We start from the raw sequence: 17,396 nt of genomic DNA, 5'->3' as shown, positions 1-17,396 counted from the left end.
ACTTTGACAATATTGTATATCCGTCACCCGGCCAAGGCGTCCACCGACAACGCGCCTGCCTGTTCCTTCGTGCTGGCCGGCGACGGCGGCGCCCTGTTGCAGCAGGGCAGCGCGTCGCTGGGTAGCCTGGGTCAGCTGATCGCCGGCGCGAAGCAGGTGGTACTGCTGCTGGCGGCGGCCGACGTGACCCTGCTGCGCCTGAAAACTCCGCCGCTGGCCGGCGCCCGCCTGCGCGCGGCCTTGCCTGGACTGGTGGAAGAACATATCCTCGGTGACACTCAGGATTGCCTGCTGGCCGCCGGCGCGCCCGACGCTGCCGGCATGCGCACGGTGGCCGTGGCGCAGCGCTCCTGGGCCGAGGTACTGGTCAAGGCTTTGCTGGCGCAGGGCGCGCGCAAGGTGGTGCTGCTGCCATCGCAGCTGTGCCTGCCCTTGCAGCCTGGCAGTGTGACGGCATCCTTGCACGCGGCCGGTGACGGCCTGGAACTGGCCTTGCGCCAGGCGCCGCAAGAGGGTTTGGGCCTGGTCTTGCCGGCTCAGCCGCAGCAGGCGCTGCTGACGACGCGCGCGTTTGCCGGCGACGTGCCGCTGACGGTCTACGTGGCGCAGGCCGAGCTGGCACAATATCAACAGCTCGCTGCCGGCATGGATGGCGTGACGCTGGAGAGCGAGCATTGGGCGCACTGGATCGCCGGTGCCAAGGGCGCGGGGCTGGACCTGGCGCCCGCGCTGGGCACGGCCACGGGATCGGCCACCGAATGGCGCCGCTGGCGCTGGCCGCTGCGCCTGGCGCTGCTGGCCGTGATCGTCAACCTGGCCGGCATGAATATCGAATGGATGCGCCTGAAGCGCGAGGCCGCCACCGTGCGCACCTCGATGCAGCAAACCTTCAAGGCCGCGTATCCGAATGAAGCGCCCGTGTATGGCCTGGAAGCGGAGCAGATGCGGCGCAATATCGCTGCTGCCCGCCTGCAAAGCGGGCAGGCGAGCATGGATGACTTCACCAGCATGAGCGCGGCGCTGGGCGAGGCGCTGGGCGGCCTGGCCGGGCGCGGCGTGGTGGCCTCGCTGGAATACCGCGAGCGCAGCCTGATCGTCAAGCTGAAACCGGATTTGCTCGACGCCAGCGCCCAGGCGCAGGTGCGCGACGGCCTGGCCGCGCGCAAGCTGGCCTTGAATGAAACGGCGCCGGGCGTGTGGAAAATCACGCCGGCCACGGGAGCAAAAACATGAGTGCAGCAGTCAACAAGGCGCGCGCCGCATTGACGCGGCAGCAGCAGGCCATGCAGGCCTTTTGGGCCGAACGTACGCAGCAGGAGCGCAAGCTCTTGACCATCGGCGGCGTGGTGGCGGGCCTGGCCGTCGTCTACGCGGTGTTCTTCGAACCGGCCTGGACGGGCCGCATCGCCTTGCAAAAGAGCTTGCCCGAGCTGCGCCAGAACGCGGCGCAGTTGCAGGCGCTGGCGCGCGAAGCGGGCGAACTGGCGCGCCAGGCGCCCGTGCAGGTCGCGCCCATGGGCCGTGAAAGCCTCGACGCCTCGTTGAAGGCGCGCGGCCTGAGCCCGCAATCGCTGTCGCTGACGGGCGAATACGCGCGCGTGCAGCTCAATGGCGTGCCGTTTGCCAGCGTCATGTTGTGGCTGGACGGTTTGCGCCGCGAAGGCCGCGTGGCGGTGCAGGAAGCGAAGATCACGGCACAGGGCAAGGCAGGGCTGGTCGATGCCAGCCTGACCCTGCACCAGAGCCCGGGCGCGGCACGATGAGGCGCTTGCTTGGCTGGCTGCTGGCCATCATCTTCAGCGTCTGCGTCACCCTGCTGGTATTTTTCCCGGCCGGCTGGGTCGCCGGCATCGTGGAAAAGCAGACGGGCGGACGTTTGACCTTGGGCGACGCGCAAGGTACCCTGTGGCGCGGTTCGGCCTTTATCGGCGGGGCGGCCAGCGCGAACGGCGCCGTGACGCCCCTGCTGCCGGGGCGTTTCAGCTGGCGCATTTCGCCCTCGGTGCTGTGGGGATCGGCGGACGTGGAATTGCAAAACCCGCAGGCGCTGTCGCAGCCGGTGAACTTGCGCGGTTCGTGGTCGCACTGGCAGGTCAGTCCGGCGGCACTGCTGTTGCCGGCCGATGGCCTCGGTGGCCTGGGCGCGCCGTTAAATACCGTGGCGCCGACGGGCAGCATGCGCCTGTCGTGGAGCACGCTGGAGCTGGCCCTGGAGCAGCGGCAGTTTTCCGCCGTCGGCCGCACCACCTTGCAGATGACGGACATGGCGTCGCGCCTGTCGTCGCTGCGTCCGCTGGGCAGCTACGAGCTTGATTTCGATTGGCAGGGGCAGCAGGCGACGTTGACCTTGCGCTCCATCAAGGGACCGCTGCTGCTCGACGGCAGCGGCAGCCTGCAACAGGGGCGCATGCAGTTTTCCGGCCAGGCCCAGGCCGCAGCAGGATATGAAGAGACCTTGGCGAGTTTGTTGAATTTGCTGGGACAGCGCCGTAGCAATAGCGAAAAAAACATCATCGCCTTAGAGTTCAGACAATGAAAAAACCATCCGTGAGCCCCCATACTTTCTCCTTCTCGCTGCGCCGCCTGTCGGCCGCCGCCTTGCTGTGCTGTTCCGTGGCCGGCATGCCGGCACCCGCCTGGGCCGCGCCCGGCGATGAAGCGGCGCTCAATTTCGTCGGCGCCGACATCGAATCGGTGATCAAGGCCGTGGGCCATTACACCAACATCAATTTCGTCATCGACCCGCGCGTCAAGGGCACGATCACCCTGGTGTCGGAAAAATCGATCAGCAAGACGCAGGCCTTCGGGCTGCTGGCCTCAGCCTTGCGCCTGCAGGGCTATGCGGTGGTCTCCGGCGACGGCTACGCGAAAGTGGTGCCGGAAGCGGACGCCAAGCTGCAGTCCGTGCCGACCCAGGTAGGCAATGGCGCCAGCCAGGTGAAGGGCGACCAGATCGCCACTCAGGTGTTTTACCTGAACTACGAATCGTCGGCCAACCTGCTGGCCGTGCTGCGGCCCCTGATTTCGCCGAACAACACGATCAACGCCAACCCGGGCAACAACTCGCTGGTGATCACCGATTACGCGGATAACCTCAAGCGCATGGCGAAGATCATCGCCGCGCTCGACGTGCCCGCCTCGACGGACCTGGACGTGATCCCCGTGCGCTATGCCATCGCTTCCGACCTGGCTTCGATGGTGAATAAACTGATGGAAGGCGGAAATGCGGGCGCCGGCGCGGCCGCCGACACGGGCAAGGTGTCCGTGCTGGCCGACCCGCGCACCAATTCGCTGGTGCTGCGCGCGCCGTCGGCGGCGCGCGCCAACCTGGCCAAGTCGCTCATTTCCAAGCTGGACCAGCCGACCACGCAGCTGGGCAATGTGCACGTGGTGTACCTGAAGAACGCGGACGCCACCAAGCTGGCGCAAACCCTGCGTTCGGTGGTGACGTCGGATGGCACGGCTGCCACGGCGCAGCAGGGCACCAGCAACCAGGGCACGAATAACCAGATCAGCCAGAACAACAGCGGCATGAACAGCACTGGCCTGGGCGGCAATACGCAAAGCGGCAGCACGGGTGGCGCTTCGCTGAACAACGGGCCGCAGCAGCTGTCGTCGGGCGGCGCGGCCGGTTTCATCCAGGCCGATGCATCGACGAATACGCTGATTTTGACGTGTAACGAGGCCGTTTACCGTAACCTGCGCGCCGTGATCGACCAGCTCGACGTGCGCCGCGCCCAGGTCTACATCGAGGCGCTGATCGTCGAAGTGACGTCGTCCAAGGCGTCCGAATTCGGCGTGCAGTGGCTGGGCCTGACGGGCGACAGCAAAAGCAATTACCGCGTCGGGGCGCTGCAATCGTTCGCTTCCGGCACCAGTAACAACATCGGCGCCATCGCCACGGGCGGCGGCAAGGTCTTGCCGACGGGCGGTCTGACGGTCGGCATCTTCAAGCAGATCAACGGCGCGCTGGGCCTGGGCGCCGTGGCGCATGCGCTGGAATCGGACGGCAACGCGAATATCCTGTCGACGCCGAACCTGATCACCCTGGACAATGAACTGGCGACCATCAAGGTGGGCCAGAACGTGCCTATCCTGACGGGCCAGTACACCAGCACGGCCGGCACCAACACGAACCCGTTCCAGACCATCGACCGCAAGGAAGTGGGCCTGACCCTGAAGGTGCGTCCGCAGATTTCCGAAGGCGGTACCATCAAGCTGGGCATCTATCACGAGACGTCGAGCGTGGACAAATCCACGTCGACGGCCGTCAGCGGCATCACCATCAACAACCGCGTGATCGAAAACAATGTGCTGGCAGACGATGGCCAGATCATCGTGCTCGGTGGCCTGATCGAGGACAGCACGGGCGACAACGCGGAGAAAGTGCGCGGCCTGGGCGATATCCCCCTGATTGGCAACCTGTTCAAGTACCAGACGCGCGAGCGCAAGAAAACCAACCTGATGATCTTCCTGCGCCCGGTCATCGTGCGCAACAAGGAGCAGAGCGGCAGCCTGGCGGCCGACCGCTACGACTACATGCGCTCGGCCGAGACGGCAGCCGTGCCGGCCACGGGCAATCTGATGCTGAAAGACCTGGGCACGCCCGTCTTGCCGGCCCTGCAGGATGGCCAGCCGCTGGGCGGCAACATGGTGACGCGCCCTGTGCCGCCGGCACCGACGCCGCCGCCAGGCGCGCCGGCCAACGCGGCCACGCCGCCGCAGCAGCAGAAGTGATGGGACAGCCATGAGTAATCTGCTTCCCTACGCCTACGCGCGCGATTTCGGCCTGCTGGCCCGGCCCGGCACCGTCGATGGCGCCCCGGTCGACGTGCTGGTGGCCGCATCGACGGCACCGGCGGCCATTGCCGAAGTGTCGCGCCGTTTCGGCCAGATTCAATTGACGGTGCTGTCGCGCGGCGAACTCGATGCGGCCATTGCCGGCGCCTACGCGGGCGGCGGCGGCGACGCGTCGCAGATGGCCGATGAATTCGACGCCGACCTGGACTTGACCAAGCTGCTGCAGGACGTGCCGGCCATCGAGGACTTGCTCGAATCGTCCGACGACGCGCCCGTCATCCGCATGATCAACGCGCTGCTGACGCAGGCGCTGCGCGAAGGCGCTTCCGATATCCACATCGAACCGTTCGAGCAGACCTCCGTCGTGCGCTTTCGCATCGACGGCAGCCTGCGCGACGTGGTGCGCCCCCGCAAGGCCATCCACGGTTCGCTCATTTCGCGCATCAAGATCATGGCGCAGCTCGACATCGCCGAAAAACGCTTGCCGCAGGACGGCCGCATCACCCTGCGCGTGGGCGGGAAACCCGTCGACGTGCGCGTCTCGACCCTGCCGACCGGGCATGGCGAACGGGCCGTATTGCGTCTGCTGGACAAGGAAGCGGGCCGCCTCGACTTGCAGCACCTGGGCATGAGCGCGCCCATGCTGAAGCAGTTCGATGGCCTGATCACGCAGCCGCACGGCATCGTGCTCGTTACCGGGCCCACCGGCTCGGGCAAGACGACGACTTTGTACGCGGCGCTGTCGATGCTCAACGCCACGACGACGAACATCCTGACGGTGGAAGACCCGATCGAGTACGACCTGGCTGGCGTGGGCCAGACGCAGGTCAACCCACGCATCGACATGACTTTTGCCAAGGCGCTGCGGGCGATCCTGCGGCAAGATCCCGATGTAATCATGATCGGCGAAATCCGCGACCTGGAAACGGCGCAGATCGCCGTGCAGGCCTCGCTGACGGGCCATCTGGTGCTGGCGACCCTGCACACGAACGATGCCTCGGCGGCCGTCACGCGCTTGCTGGACATGGGTATCGAACCGTTCCTGCTGTCGTCCTCCTTGCTTGGTGTGCTGGCGCAGCGTCTGGTGCGCAAGTTGTGCGGCTCCTGCAAGACCTTCGACGGGCAATACTGGCAGGCGGTCGGTTGCGAGCAGTGCGGCCAGACCGGCTACCAGGGCCGCGTGGGCGTATACGAGCTGCTGCGCACGACGGAGCAGATCCGCGCGCAGATCCACAACCGCGCGTCGGAAGCGGACGTGCGCGCCGTCGCGCTGCAGGACGGCATGACGAGCATGCGCGACGACGGCGAACGCTGGCTGCGCGACGGCACCACCACGCAAGCCGAATTGCTGCGCGTGACCAAAGACTAGGCCCGCCACCATGCCCGCATTCCGTTATGAAGCCGTCGATGCCCAGGGCGCCACCCGCAAGGGCGTGCTCAATGCCGACAGTCCCCGTTCCGCGCGCGCCGAGCTGCGCGTGCAAGGCCTGGTGCCGCTGGCCGTCGAGCCGATCGCCGCGCAGGTCGATGCCGCCGGCGTCACCAAGCGGCGCGGCTTCGGCGAACGCCTGTCGAGTACCGAGCTGGCCCTGTTTACGCGCCAGCTGGCCAGCCTGCTGGAAGCGGGCCTGCCGCTGGAGCAAGCGTTTTCCGCGCTGCTGGAACAGGCCGAGCGGCCGTACCTGCGCGACTTGATCGCCTCGATCCGTTCGGAAGTGATCGGTGGCGCCGCGTTTTCCGACGTGCTGGCGCGCCATCCGCGCGATTTTGCGGAAATTTATCGGGCGCTGGTGGCGTCCGGCGAGCAGATCGGCCATTTGTCGCGCGTGCTGTCGCGCCTGGCCGACTATATCGAGCGGCGCAATGCGCTGGTGCAGAAGGTCAAGCTGGCGTTTACCTATCCGGCCATCGTCACGGTGGTGGCGTTTTCCATCGTGATCTTCCTGCTCACCTACGTGGTGCCGCAGATCGTTTCCGTGTTCGCCAATACCAAGCAAAAGCTGCCCATGCTGACGGTGATCATGCTGGCGTTGTCGGACTTCGTGCGCAACTACGGCATCGTCGTGGCGATTGCCCTCGTCGGCGCCTGGGTGGCCTGGCGCCGCGCGCTGCAGCAGCCTGCCTTGAAACGGCGCTGGCATACCTGGCTGCTGACGGCACCACTGTACGGCAAGTTCGAGCGCAGCCTGAATACGGCGCGTTTCGCCAGCACCCTGGCCATCACCACGGGCTCCGGCGTGCCGATCCTGCGCGCGCTCGATACCAGCCGCGATACCTTGACCAATGTGGCGATGCAGGAACTGGTGGCCGAGGCCAGCGGCGCCGTGCGCGAGGGTGTCAGCCTGGCGCGCGCCCTGTCGGCGCAAAAGCATTTTCCGCCCATGCTGATCCACATGATACGCGCCGGCGAAATCACGGGCGAGCTGCCGGCCATGCTGGAACGCGCCGCCAGCGCGCAGGAGCAGGACCTGGAACGCCGCACCCTGACCATCGCCGGCTTGCTGGAGCCGGCCCTGATCCTGGCCATGGGCGTGGTGGTGCTGCTGATCGTGCTGGCCGTGCTGATGCCGATTATCGAAATCAATCAGCTCGTCAGATAAGAAACTCAAGGAAACCATGAAGCGTTTGCCTCAATTTACAAGTTTGCTCGCCGTCGTGGCGCTGTCCGTGTCGCTGGCCTACTGGGCCATGCAGCTGTTCAAGGCACCGCAACGCCCCATCAATCCACCCGCCGTGCCGGTGGTGCAGGATGCCAGCGTGGAGGCGGGTGCTTCGCTGTTCGGCGGGCAGATCAGCGTGGCCACGGCCAGCAACTACCAGCTCAAGGGCGTGGTAGCGGCCAGCAACGGCCGCGGCAGCGTGGCCATCATCTCGACCGATGGCAAGCCCTCCGTAGCCCTGCCCGAAGGCGCCGAGGTGGTGCCAGGCGTGACAGTGCTGGAAGTGCATGCGCGCCATGTGCTGCTGCGCGATGGAGGCGTGAGCAAGCGCATCGACCTGGTGGCCGACGACAAGGCGCTGGCCCTGCCGGCGCAAGTGTCTGCTACCCCGGCACCGGCACCGGCCCCTGCGCCCGTCACGAACCTGGTGCCGCCGCCGCTGCCGATGGAGCAGCAGCGTCCGGCAACCATGATGCCGGCGCCGCAAGTGAGCACCACCAGCACGCCGCCGTCGAATTGAGCTGATTGTCGGATTTACCCCGCCTACCCCATTACCATCATGCTGATGGCGCCGTGCCGCCATCGTGACAGGAGTCCTCATGTTTTCGATCCGTGCCGTCCTGGCAGCAGGCTGCGTGGCGGCGCTGTGCGCTTTGCCACAAGCTGGCGCCGCCGCCACCGCTTCCCCGGCAGCCGCTCAGGCGGAGTCCGTACCGGCGCGCCCGCGCATCGCCCTGGTGCTGTCGGGCGGTGGCGCGCGCGGTCTCGCGCATATCGGCGTATTGAAGGTGCTGCAGGAGCTGCATGTGCCGATCGACATGGTGGTGGGCACCAGCATGGGGGGCGTGGTGGGCGGCGCGTATGCCGCCGGCGCTTCCGTGGCCGACCTGGAAAAGATGGCGCGCGAAACCAACTGGGCGCGCGTGGTGGCCGACCGTCCGCCGCGCGATGAACTGGCGTTCCGCCGCCGCGAGGAAGATTTATTGCTGCCGTCGCGCATCGAGTTTGGCACCAGCCGCAACGGCATTTCCACGCCGCCGGCCGCGGCCAGCAATGCGGCGCTGGAAATGGCGCTGAACCGGCTGCTGCCGGCCGGCATGCGCGACCGTGCCGCCAGCCAGCTGCCGCTGCCTTTCCGCTCGGTGGCGTCGGACCTGGTCAATGGCGAGCTGGTGGAGCTGGTCGACACGCCGCTGTTCCTGTCGATGCGCGCCTCGCTGGCCGTGCCGGGCGTGTTTGCTCCCGTGCGCGTGAACAACCGGCTGGTGGTGGACGGGGGCCTGGTGCGCAACCTGCCCGTCGACATGGCGCGCGCCATGGGTGCCGACATCATCATCGCCGTCAACGTGGGCACGCCGCTGGCGCCGGAAAAAGAGCTGGGCAGCGCCATCGGCGTGGCGCAGCAGATGCTGCAGATACTCACGGAACAGAACGTGCAGCGCTCGCTCAAGGAATTGCAGCCGCAGGATATCCTGGTGGCGCCGGACCTGACGGGCGTGAGCTTCCTCGACTTTGAAAACTATGCGCGCGCCATGCGCGCCGGCGAGCAGGCGGCGCAGGCATTGGCCGCCCGTCTGGCGCCGCTGGCCCTGCCGCCGGAACAGTACGCGGCGTGCGAGCAGCTGCGCCTGGCCGCGCCGGCCTTGCTGGATGTGGCCTTGCCGCTCACGCGCCTGGCCGTGGAGAGCGAAGGCGATATCAATCCGCGCATCCTGCAGGCGCAGTCGGGGCTGGTGGAAGGGCAGGCGGTCAGCCAGGAAGATGTGCTCAAGGCGGCGGCCAAGCTGTATGGCCGGGGCGACGTGGCGCGCGTGGAGACGGACGTGGTCGATGCCGGCGACCAGCGCTCGGTCACCATCAAGGCGGTCGAAGCGCCGTGGGCCAGCAGCCGCCTGCGCATGGGCCTGGAAATGGCCAGCGATTTCAAGGACAGTAATACCTTTGCCCTGAAGCTGCTGCATGTGCGCTCGAATTTGAACAGCTGGGGCGGCGAATTGCGCAGCATGGTGCAGATCGGTACCACGCGCAACTTCGGGGTGCAGTACTGGCAGCCGCTGGGTGCCGGCAACCCGTGGTATATCGCGCCGTCGATCCAGTACAGCTCTCAGGCGATCGACCTGTTCGACAAGGGGCGGCGCAATGCGCGCGTCGCCTACAGCGGCCAGAGTGCCAGCCTGGTGCTGGGGCGCCAGTTCGGCTTTTGGGGCGATCTGCAGTTTGGCGTCACGCGTAGCGAAGTCAAGGCGGACATCAGCATTCCCGCCGACCCGACCTATCCCAAGGAGCGGGCACTGGGCACCAACCAGTTCGTCCAGTTCCGCGTCGACACGCTCGATTCGCCCGGTTTCCCTACGCGCGGCGTGCTGCTCGACGCTACCTGGACGCGCTCCTCGACCACCGGGTCGGGCGAGACGGGTCTGGGGCGCTCGGCCATTACGGGCTTGAAGGCGTTTGGCAGCGGCAACTGGGCCGGCCATGTGTATGGCGAATGGGCACGTGCGCAGCGGGGCGAGGCGCCGCTCAGCCTGGGCGGCTTCCTGCGCCTGTCTGGCACGGAATTCAATTCGGTGACGGGGCGCAGCGTAGCCCTGGCGCGCTTCGTGATGGCGCGTCGCATCGGCTCCCTGCCCAGCACTCTGGGCGGCGCCGTGCGGGCCGGCTTTTCATTGGAAATGGGCGGTGGCTTCGATCAGAGCGAGCGCTGGAAGGCCACCAAATTCACGCAGGCGAGCAGTGCCTTCATCTCCGTCGATACGCGCTTCGGTCCCGTGTATGTGGCCTCGGGTGCATCGAAGGGCGGCGAGAGCACGCTTTATCTGTTCCTGGGACCGGTCTGGTAAGGCGCCGCCGGGGCGGCGGGCGCCGTGCTGCGGCGCAGGGCCGTGAAGGCGGCAAATTCCCATGAGCGAAATCCCAGCAGCAGGGTAAAGCCATCGCGCTCGGCGGGTGCCAGGCGCCGGTCGTTCTGGTGCAGCCGCGCCAGTTCCTCGGCCAGCTGGCGGATCTTTTGCACCAGTTCCTGCGCGCTCGATAGCGACAGGCGCGCCGGGATACACATCAGCGTCTCGCCGGCGCGATCGAAATGCCCGCTGAAATAATCGGCCACCACGTGTTCGCGGAAGTACTGCTGCACCGGGCCGTCGGCCAGCCAGTGGAAGGCGTTCGAGACGCGCAGGCTGTAGCGGTTCAGCGGCTTGAGTTCGATCAAGCCCAGCCGGTCCAGCTCGGCCAGGCAGCTGATGCATTCGGCCTGCGTCAGCGCATACGTTTCCACCACCTGCTCCAGGCTCCAGTGACCGAGGCAGCAGATTGCCACCAGCAGCAGGCGCGGATGCGCCACCAGTGACTTTTCCTGCACCAGCGTGAGCGTGTCGGCATGCGGCGTGATGTCGGCTGCGCCACGCAGTACGTCTTCCATGGCGATGCCCGAGGCCTTGCAGATCAGGGCCAGGCGCGACAGCGACATATCGTGCTGGCCAAACATGCGCTTGACGCTCGACTCGCTCATGCCGATGCGCTCGGCCAATACCTTGTACGTGATGCCGGCGGCACGCAATTGGGTGCGCAGCACGCGCAAAAGCAGTTCAGGTGAACTCACGAGATATCCTTTTTTACAAGTTTGGTAGCGGATGACGGTACCGAATGTAGCCGCAAATGGCACTTTGCACAAGGTGATAGTACTTCTCGGTAAAAGAGATGACACTCCCGCTTGTGGCTCGCGCAGCGCGCTACAACCAGGCAATCCATCCACTTGTAGAGGTTATCCATGTTCCCATCTTTCCGTTTCCCCGCAGCGCTGCTGGCGCTGGCCAGCATCGCTTCCCTGCATGCCGTGGCGGCCGCAGCCGAACCTGCGCCGGGTCCCGTCTACGCGGGCGCCAGCTACGGCTTTCGCGCCAATACCGGCCTCGATTGCGTGCCAGGACAAGGCGATTGCGACAAAAGCAGCAAGCGCAATGGCAAGGCCTACCTGGGTTACAGTGTCGACGCGCTGCCGTTTCAGGGCGGCGTGGCCCTGTCTTCGGTTGAGCTGGTGGGGTATCTGGGCGGAGAGGTCAAGTCGGGCTTCGACACGGGCGTCGGCAAGCGCGCCGGCCGCGGCAAGTTCACCGGCGTCGGCGTGCAGGGCGTGCTCGGCTACCAGTTTGACGCGTTCACCCTGAGCGGGCGCGCCGGCGTGGCCTACACGCAGGGCAAGGTCGATTATCTGGGCGGCGGTTCGGACAAGAAGAACAAGGCAGGCCTGATCTACGGCATCGGCACGGCATATGCACTGAACCAGAACTGGTCGCTGCACCTCGACTGGGACCGCGTACCCGTGAAGTACAACGACAAGCAAACGACCAAGGTCGACATGTTTTCGCTGGGCGCGTCCTACCGTTTCTAAGGGGATGCTGCAGCGGCAGAGAGTGGCCTGATGGCGGACGCCCCTGACTAGGGGTGTCCGCGGGCGGCCTATTTGTCCGTTTCTACTTTCAGCAGCAATGTCGCCAGCAGGCGTTTTTCCTGCTGGCGCTGGCCGGACACGGTTTTCACGTGCGCCCCGGCAGTGCGCTGCAAGGCGGCCGTGGCCACCGGGTTACGTGGTTTTTGCGAAGGTTCGACGCGGAACTGCATTTTCTGCCGCGTCGCCAAGGCCTTGTTTGCCATCGCTTCCCCTCCCTGACTACAGCACGTAGCGCGACAGGTCTTCGTTGACCGACAGCGCCTCCAGGCGTTCGTTGACATACGCGGCATCGATTACCAGCAGGTTTTCCGTGCTGCTGCTGCTGCCTTCGCTGGCCGTAAACGACACTTCTTCCAGCAGTTTTTCCATCACCGTGTACAGACGGCGCGCGCCGATGTTTTCCGTGCGCTCATTGACCGAATAGGCGATTTCCGCCAGGCGCGTGATGCCTTCCGGCGCGAATTTCAAGGTCAGGTTTTCCGTCGCCAGCAAGGCTTCGTACTGCATCGTCAGGCAGGCGTCGGTGCTGGTCAAAATACGCTCGAAGTCCGAGATCGACAGCGATTCCAGTTCCACGCGGATGGGGAAACGTCCCTGCAGTTCGGGAATCAGGTCCGACGGCTTAGCCAGGTGGAAGGCGCCCGAGGCGATGAACAGGATGTGGTCCGTGCGTATCATGCCGTACTTGGTGTTGACGGTCGTGCCTTCGACCAGCGGCAGCAGGTCGCGCTGCACGCCTGCGCGCGAGACGTCGGCGCCGCCGGACTCCGAGCGCGAAGCGATCTTGTCGATTTCATCCAGAAAGACGATGCCGTTCTGCTCGACGTTCTGGATGGCCTTCTGTTTCAGCTCATCTTCGTTGACGAGTTTGGCCGCTTCTTCCTCGACCAGCAGTTTCAATGCTTCGCGGATCTTGACCTTGCGCGCCTTCTTGCGCTGCCCGCCCACGCCCGAGAACATGGACTTGATCTGTTCCGTCATTTCTTCCATGCCCGGTGGCGCCATGATTTCCATCTGCGGGCCTGCCTCGGCCAGCTCGATCTCGATTTCCTTGTCATCGAGCTCGCCCTGGCGCAATCGCTTGCGGAAGGTCTGGCGCGTGCTGTCGCCGCTGCCGCTGTCCACCGCCGCAGCCGTATTCGGCGCGAAGCCGAAGTCGCGTGCCGGCGGCACCAGGATATCGATGACGCGGTCTTCCGCCGCATCTTCGGCACGTGCGCGCACTTTTTTCATCTCCAGCGCGCGTGTCTGCTTGATGCCGATGTCGATCAGGTCGCGGATGATGGTGTCGACATCGCGCCCCACATAGCCCACTTCCGTGAACTTGGTTGCTTCGATCTTGATGAACGGCGCCTCGGCCAGCTTGGCCAGGCGGCGCGCGATTTCCGTCTTGCCGACGCCGGTGGGGCCGATCATGAGGATATTCTTGGGCGTGATTTCATGGCGCAGGGGTTCGGCCACCTGCTGGCGGCGCCAGCGGTTGCGCAGAGCGATGGCGACGGCGCGCTTGGCCTTGGCCTGGCCCACCACGTGCTTGTCGAGTTCGGTGACGATTTCCGACGGGGTCATGTTCATGATCATAGTTGGCTTTCTATTCTTTGCTCTGGCGCGCTTAGATTTAGTCTAAGGTCTCGATGATGTGGGACATATTCGTGTAAATGCACAGCTCGGCGGCGATGGTCAGCGATTTCTTGACCACTTCGGCCGGCGACAAGTCTGTGTTTTCCTGCAGCGCCTTGGCGGCCGACTGGGCGTAGGTGCCGCCCGAGCCGATGGTGCCGATGCCGTCTTCCGGTTCCAGCACATCGCCATTGCCCGTGATGACCAGGGTCGACTCGCTGTCGGCCACCAGCAGCATCGCTTCCAGGCGGCGCAGCACGCGGTCGGTGCGCCAGTCCTTGGCCAGTTCGACGGAGGCACGCAGCAGATTGCCCTGGTGCTTTTCCAGCTTGCCTTCAAAACGGTCGAGCAGGGTGAAGGCGTCGGCCGTGCCGCCGGCAAAGCCGACCAGGACCTTGCCCTGATACAACTTACGCACCTTGCGGGCCGTGCCCTTCATGACGATGTTGCCCAAAGTTACCTGGCCATCGCCGCCCAGGGCGACTTGCTTGCCGCGCCGGACGCAGAGGATGGTGGTGCCGTGAAATTGTTCCATAGTGACCTCAAAAGATTCGTGCCTATGCGTGCAGCGTCATGCGGTGCGCGCCCATGGCTCAAAAGTGGGGATGGAAAAGGCAATTGCAAGCCGCAGTGCCTGCTTCAGTGTAGTCGGCGCAAGACGAAAAAAAAGCACGCAACCGAAGCTTGCGTGCTTTTTTATCGCTCTTGCGGGGCAGCCGGGGCGGCCCCGCAAGGGGAAGGGCGATCAGTCGCCGTACAGTTTTTGCTTCAGTTCGCGCCGTTGCTGGGCTTCCAGCGACAGGGTGGCGGTCGGACGGGCGATCAGGCGCGGGATGCCGATTGGCTCGCCCGTTTCTTCGCACCAGCCATAGTCGCCGGCGTCGATGCTGGCGATCGATTGCTGCACTTTCTTCAGCAATTTGCGTTCGCGGTCGCGCGTGCGCAGTTCCAGCGCATGCTCTTCCTCGATGGTGGCGCGGTCGGCAGGGTCCGGGACCAGCACGGTTTCACGCAAGTGTTCCGTGGTTTCGCCGGCGTTTTTCAGCAAGTCTTTCTCGAGCTGCTGCAGGCGCGCCTTGAAGAATGCCAGTTGTGCCGGATTCATGTAGTCATCTTCGCTCATGGCGCGAATTTGGTCTTCGCTGATGAGAGGGATGTCTTGGTTGGCGGCCGGGGTCGATTTATTAGTTTTGGTCATAACTTCGCTTACCTTCGATACGACAGAGTTTTCAAATTGATCAGTTGATGCGGCGATGCCGAGCAACTGTACAGGTTCCGCTGGGCATTGCTGTCCGGATGTACTGCTTGCGACCTTGGCTTGCCGGCGAAAGCCAGAACTACCGGCCGGCTATGGTGCCATGTTGATAACTTTTTACCGCTCTATGCCAGTCGCGCTCTGCGCGCGACAACGGGCGTGTTGGGTGGATCGCTTGCATGCCTGGCATGTCGCCAGCGGCAGTTTGCCAGCATTTCATGACAGGCCAACGACATGGGCCGTTTTCGTCGCTGATTTTGGCACGCTTTGCCTTATATTGCCATCCCGATTTGTTGCCTAGCCGATCAGAGACGACTACTTGTTGGTTTATACCAGCAAGATGGGTGTCGGACAGCGGGAAAGCGTGCTTAACTTTCCCTTTTGTTTCTGCTTTGCAAAGAATACTTTGCAAAACCCGGCTAGTTTATACCAAACATTGTTCGAGTCCGCGAATAAAAATGTCTTTTGGTAGATTCTTGCCAATAAACACCATTTTGCTGCCGCGCACTTCATTCTCGCCCCATTTGGCACCCAGGTCGCTGCCCATCAACTGGTGCACGCCCTGGAATACCACCTTGCGTTCGGCACCCTGCATCAGCAGCACGCCCTTGTAGCGCAGCATGCGCGGGCCATACACTTGCACCAGGCCACCGAGGAACTCGTCAAGCTTGGCGCTGTCGAACGGTTGCGTGCTCTTGAAAACAAAAGCGGCGATATCGTCGCTGTGCTGCGCATGGTGGTGGTCCGCGTGGCCGCAATCGGTGGCGCAGGCGTCGCTGTGCTCGTGCGCATGCTTGTGCTCGTGGCCGTGCTCATCTGCGTGCCCGTGCGCATGGTCGTGCGCTTTATCATGATCATGATCATGCACGTGCTCCGTTTCGGTGGCCAGAAAATCCGGGTCCAGTTCCAGTTTTTCATTCAGGTTGAAACCGCGGATGTCCAGCACTTCGGCCAGCGGCGCGCGGCCGAAATCGACCTTGGCGATGGGCGCGCGGGGATTGATGCGCTTCAGGCGGCGCGTCAGCGTGGCCACGTCCTCTTCACTGACGAGGTCGGTTTTTGACAGCAGCAGTTTGTCGGCAAAGCCCACTTGCCGCTGGGCTTCCTCATATTCATCGAGTTGCTTCATTGCATGGCGGGCATCGACTACCGTGATAATGGCATCGAGCATGTAGTGGCTGCCCACTTCTTCATCGACAAAGAAGGTCTGTGCCACGGGGCCGGGATTGGCCAGGCCCGTCGTTTCGATGACGACGCGGTCAAACGCCAGCAGGCCGGCGTCGCGCTTGCGCGCCAGTTCCGTCAGGCCCACGATCAGGTCGCCGCGCACGGTGCAGCAGATGCAGCCGTTGTTCATCTCGATAATGTGCTCGTTGCTATCCTGCACCAGGATTTCATTGTCGATGTTTTCCTGGCCAAACTCGTTCTCGATCACGGCGATGCGCATGCCATGGTCTTCCTGCAGTATGCGGTTGAGCAAGGTGGTTTTGCCGGCGCCCAGGAAACCGGTGAGGATGGTGGTTGGAATCAGTGCCATGAAGGATGCCTATGCTGTAATCGATGGTGCCACCGCGCAAGCGGAAGAATGCGGACGATTATGCCGGAATTTTGCAAATGCTTGCAAATGCGCGCCGATCCGCTTGATATGCATCAGGCTGGTCAACGGGCGCGGCTGCTTATTTGAGCTTGGCGCGCGGGTGCGCCTGGTCATACACATGCGCCAGGTGCTGGAAGTCGAGGGCCGTGTAGACCTGGGTCGAGGTGATGCTGGAATGGCCCAGCATTTCCTGTACGGCGCGCAAGTCGCCTGATGATTGCAGCACGTGCGAGGCGAACGAGTGGCGCAGCACGTGCGGGTGCACGTTGGCGGGAATGTCGGTAGCCAGCGCATGCGCCTTCAGGCGCAGCTGCAATACGCGCGGCGAGATGCGCGTGCCGCGCGTGCTTAAAAACAAGGCAGCGCTGCCATCGGCTGCTGGCGGGCGCACGCCCAGCCAGGCCGTCAAGGCGACGAGGGCCGCCTTGCCGACGGGCACCTTGCGCATCTTGCTGCCCTTGCCCGTGACGATGACTTCGAAGCTGGCCATGTCGAGCCAGCCCAGCGAGGCGTCCCGGCCGTCCTCGGCCTTGCAGTAATGGGTATCCAGGCTGGTCAGTTCCGACACGCGCAAGCCGCTCGAATACAGCAGCTCGAACATGGCGCGGTTGCACAGTTGTTCCAGCTCGGCGGCGCCCTGCTGGTGTTGCGCGGGCGCCACGAGGCGCACGGCATCGTCCACCGACAGGGCCTTGGGTAAGGTCTTGGCCCGCTTGGGGGCGCGGATGCCGTCGACAGGGTTGGCGTCGAGCTTGGTCTCGCCACTGAGCCAGTTGAAAAAGCCCCGCCACGACGACAGCTTGCGGGCGATCGAACGCGGGTCGAGGCCACCGCTATGCAGCTTGGCCGTGTAGCGGCGTATTTCATTGTGCGCCAGCGCCGTCCAGGGCGTGTTGCCGCTCAGCTCCAGCAAGGCGCGCAGGTCGCGCCCGTAGGCGTCCAGCGTATGCGGCGACAGCTTGCGCTGCGTGGCCAGCTGCGCCAGGTAGGCGTCGAGCCATTCGGCCTTGCCCATGG

Annotated in this window: 16 protein-coding genes; 9 read left to right on the top strand and 7 right to left on the bottom strand. The window is 64.5% G+C overall.

Annotation, left to right across the window (positions count from 1 at the left end):
* Positions 1 to 3: 3 nt before the first annotated feature.
* The 8 genes from gspL (at position 4) to ACQ4WN_RS10475 (ending at position 10,300) form a co-directional block, all read left to right on the top strand.
* Positions 4 to 1,233: a type II secretion system protein GspL gene (gspL, locus tag ACQ4WN_RS10510; protein WP_436551490.1), complete on the top strand. Its 1,230-nt coding sequence runs from the start codon at positions 4 to 6 to the stop codon at positions 1,231 to 1,233.
* Positions 1,230 to 1,763 carry a type II secretion system protein M gene (locus ACQ4WN_RS10505; protein ID WP_436551489.1) on the top strand — a complete coding sequence of 178 codons (534 nt, stop codon included), beginning with the start codon at positions 1,230 to 1,232 and terminating at the stop codon, positions 1,761 to 1,763. Before gspL ends, ACQ4WN_RS10505 begins: the two co-directional genes overlap by 4 nt.
* Positions 1,760 to 2,536, top strand: coding sequence for a type II secretion system protein N (locus ACQ4WN_RS10500; RefSeq protein ID WP_436551488.1), 777 nt, complete (start codon positions 1,760 to 1,762; stop codon positions 2,534 to 2,536). Before ACQ4WN_RS10505 ends, ACQ4WN_RS10500 begins: the two co-directional genes overlap by 4 nt.
* Positions 2,533 to 4,737: a type II secretion system secretin GspD gene (gene gspD / locus ACQ4WN_RS10495; protein ID WP_436551487.1), complete on the top strand. Its 2,205-nt coding sequence runs from the start codon at positions 2,533 to 2,535 to the stop codon at positions 4,735 to 4,737. The genes ACQ4WN_RS10500 and gspD overlap by 4 nt, the downstream gene beginning before the upstream one ends.
* Before the next feature lie 10 nt (positions 4,738 to 4,747).
* Complete coding sequence (gene gspE / locus ACQ4WN_RS10490) at positions 4,748 to 6,169, top strand: type II secretion system ATPase GspE (protein WP_436551486.1); 1,422 nt, start codon at positions 4,748 to 4,750, stop codon at positions 6,167 to 6,169.
* A 10-nt stretch (positions 6,170 to 6,179) separates the two neighbouring features.
* Positions 6,180 to 7,400, top strand: coding sequence for a type II secretion system inner membrane protein GspF (gene gspF / locus ACQ4WN_RS10485; protein ID WP_436551485.1), 1,221 nt, complete (start codon positions 6,180 to 6,182; stop codon positions 7,398 to 7,400).
* 16 nt (positions 7,401 to 7,416) lie between these two features.
* Positions 7,417 to 7,980: a type II secretion system protein N gene (locus ACQ4WN_RS10480; protein ID WP_436551484.1), complete on the top strand. Its 564-nt coding sequence runs from the start codon at positions 7,417 to 7,419 to the stop codon at positions 7,978 to 7,980.
* 79 nt (positions 7,981 to 8,059) lie between these two features.
* Positions 8,060 to 10,300: a patatin-like phospholipase family protein gene (locus tag ACQ4WN_RS10475; protein WP_436551483.1), complete on the top strand. Its 2,241-nt coding sequence runs from the start codon at positions 8,060 to 8,062 to the stop codon at positions 10,298 to 10,300.
* Here ACQ4WN_RS10475 and ACQ4WN_RS10470 read toward each other — a convergent pair.
* Positions 10,273 to 11,058, bottom strand: coding sequence for a helix-turn-helix domain-containing protein (locus ACQ4WN_RS10470; protein ID WP_436551482.1), 786 nt, complete (start codon positions 11,056 to 11,058; stop codon positions 10,273 to 10,275). The genes ACQ4WN_RS10475 and ACQ4WN_RS10470 overlap by 28 nt on opposite strands.
* A 168-nt stretch (positions 11,059 to 11,226) precedes the next feature.
* On the opposite strand from ACQ4WN_RS10470, the gene ACQ4WN_RS10465 reads away from it, so the two are divergent.
* Positions 11,227 to 11,847: an outer membrane protein gene (locus ACQ4WN_RS10465; RefSeq protein WP_436551481.1), complete on the top strand. Its 621-nt coding sequence runs from the start codon at positions 11,227 to 11,229 to the stop codon at positions 11,845 to 11,847.
* Positions 11,848 to 11,915: 68 nt separating this feature from the next.
* Here the strand turns inward: ACQ4WN_RS10465 and ACQ4WN_RS10460 are convergent, their stop codons facing one another.
* The 6 genes from ACQ4WN_RS10460 to ACQ4WN_RS10435 form a co-directional block, all read right to left on the bottom strand.
* A complete protein-coding gene (locus ACQ4WN_RS10460) occupies positions 11,916 to 12,110 on the bottom strand; it encodes a hypothetical protein (RefSeq protein ID WP_436551480.1) in 195 nt (64 codons plus the stop codon).
* A gap of 16 nt (positions 12,111 to 12,126) precedes the next feature.
* Positions 12,127 to 13,482, bottom strand: coding sequence for an ATP-dependent protease ATPase subunit HslU (gene hslU, locus ACQ4WN_RS10455; RefSeq protein WP_436551479.1), 1,356 nt, complete (start codon positions 13,480 to 13,482; stop codon positions 12,127 to 12,129).
* 43 nt (positions 13,483 to 13,525) lie between these two features.
* A complete protein-coding gene (gene hslV / locus ACQ4WN_RS10450; protein WP_436551478.1) occupies positions 13,526 to 14,062 on the bottom strand; it encodes an ATP-dependent protease subunit HslV in 537 nt (178 codons plus the stop codon).
* Positions 14,063 to 14,272: 210 nt separating this feature from the next.
* Complete coding sequence (gene dksA, locus ACQ4WN_RS10445; RefSeq protein ID WP_034753066.1) at positions 14,273 to 14,725, bottom strand: RNA polymerase-binding protein DksA; 453 nt, start codon at positions 14,723 to 14,725, stop codon at positions 14,273 to 14,275.
* Positions 14,726 to 15,206: 481 nt separating this feature from the next.
* Entirely contained in the window at positions 15,207 to 16,319 is a 1,113-nt protein-coding gene (locus ACQ4WN_RS10440; protein WP_436551477.1) for a CobW family GTP-binding protein, read from the bottom strand.
* A 139-nt stretch (positions 16,320 to 16,458) separates the two neighbouring features.
* Positions 16,459 to 17,394 (bottom strand): tyrosine recombinase XerC, encoded by a 936-nt coding sequence (locus tag ACQ4WN_RS10435; RefSeq protein WP_436551476.1) that lies wholly within the window; start codon positions 17,392 to 17,394, stop codon positions 16,459 to 16,461.
* Between the last annotated feature and the right edge of the window lie 2 nt (positions 17,395 to 17,396).

Source organism: Janthinobacterium pasteuri, assembly GCF_051380775.1.
GTDB lineage: Bacteria > Pseudomonadota > Gammaproteobacteria > Burkholderiales > Burkholderiaceae_D > Janthinobacterium.
The sequence above is the reverse complement of the archived record's forward strand: the minus strand, read 5'-3'. Positions and strand labels throughout refer to the sequence as shown.

Bases quoted from the DNA above. Each gene is read 5' to 3' on its own strand.
- ACQ4WN_RS10500 (WP_436551488.1), top strand. From the start codon at position 1,760: ATGAGGCGCTTGCTTGGCTGGCTGCTGGCCATCATCTTCAGCGTCTGC.
- gspE (WP_436551486.1), top strand. From the start codon at position 4,748: ATGAGTAATCTGCTTCCCTACGCCTACGCGCGCGATTTCGGCCTGCTG.
- ACQ4WN_RS10475 (WP_436551483.1), top strand. From the start codon at position 8,060: ATGTTTTCGATCCGTGCCGTCCTGGCAGCAGGCTGCGTGGCGGCGCTG.
- ACQ4WN_RS10440 (WP_436551477.1), bottom strand. From the start codon at position 16,319: ATGGCACTGATTCCAACCACCATCCTCACCGGTTTCCTGGGCGCCGGC.
- ACQ4WN_RS10480 (WP_436551484.1), top strand. From the start codon at position 7,417: ATGAAGCGTTTGCCTCAATTTACAAGTTTGCTCGCCGTCGTGGCGCTG.
- hslU (WP_436551479.1), bottom strand. From the start codon at position 13,482: ATGAACATGACCCCGTCGGAAATCGTCACCGAACTCGACAAGCACGTG.
- ACQ4WN_RS10465 (WP_436551481.1), top strand. From the start codon at position 11,227: ATGTTCCCATCTTTCCGTTTCCCCGCAGCGCTGCTGGCGCTGGCCAGC.
- gspD (WP_436551487.1), top strand. From the start codon at position 2,533: ATGAAAAAACCATCCGTGAGCCCCCATACTTTCTCCTTCTCGCTGCGC.
- ACQ4WN_RS10460 (WP_436551480.1), bottom strand. From the start codon at position 12,110: ATGGCAAACAAGGCCTTGGCGACGCGGCAGAAAATGCAGTTCCGCGTC.
- ACQ4WN_RS10435 (WP_436551476.1), bottom strand. From the start codon at position 17,394: ATGGGCAAGGCCGAATGGCTCGACGCCTACCTGGCGCAGCTGGCCACG.
- dksA (WP_034753066.1), bottom strand. From the start codon at position 14,725: ATGACCAAAACTAATAAATCGACCCCGGCCGCCAACCAAGACATCCCT.
- gspF (WP_436551485.1), top strand. From the start codon at position 6,180: ATGCCCGCATTCCGTTATGAAGCCGTCGATGCCCAGGGCGCCACCCGC.
- ACQ4WN_RS10505 (WP_436551489.1), top strand. From the start codon at position 1,230: ATGAGTGCAGCAGTCAACAAGGCGCGCGCCGCATTGACGCGGCAGCAG.
- hslV (WP_436551478.1), bottom strand. From the start codon at position 14,062: ATGGAACAATTTCACGGCACCACCATCCTCTGCGTCCGGCGCGGCAAG.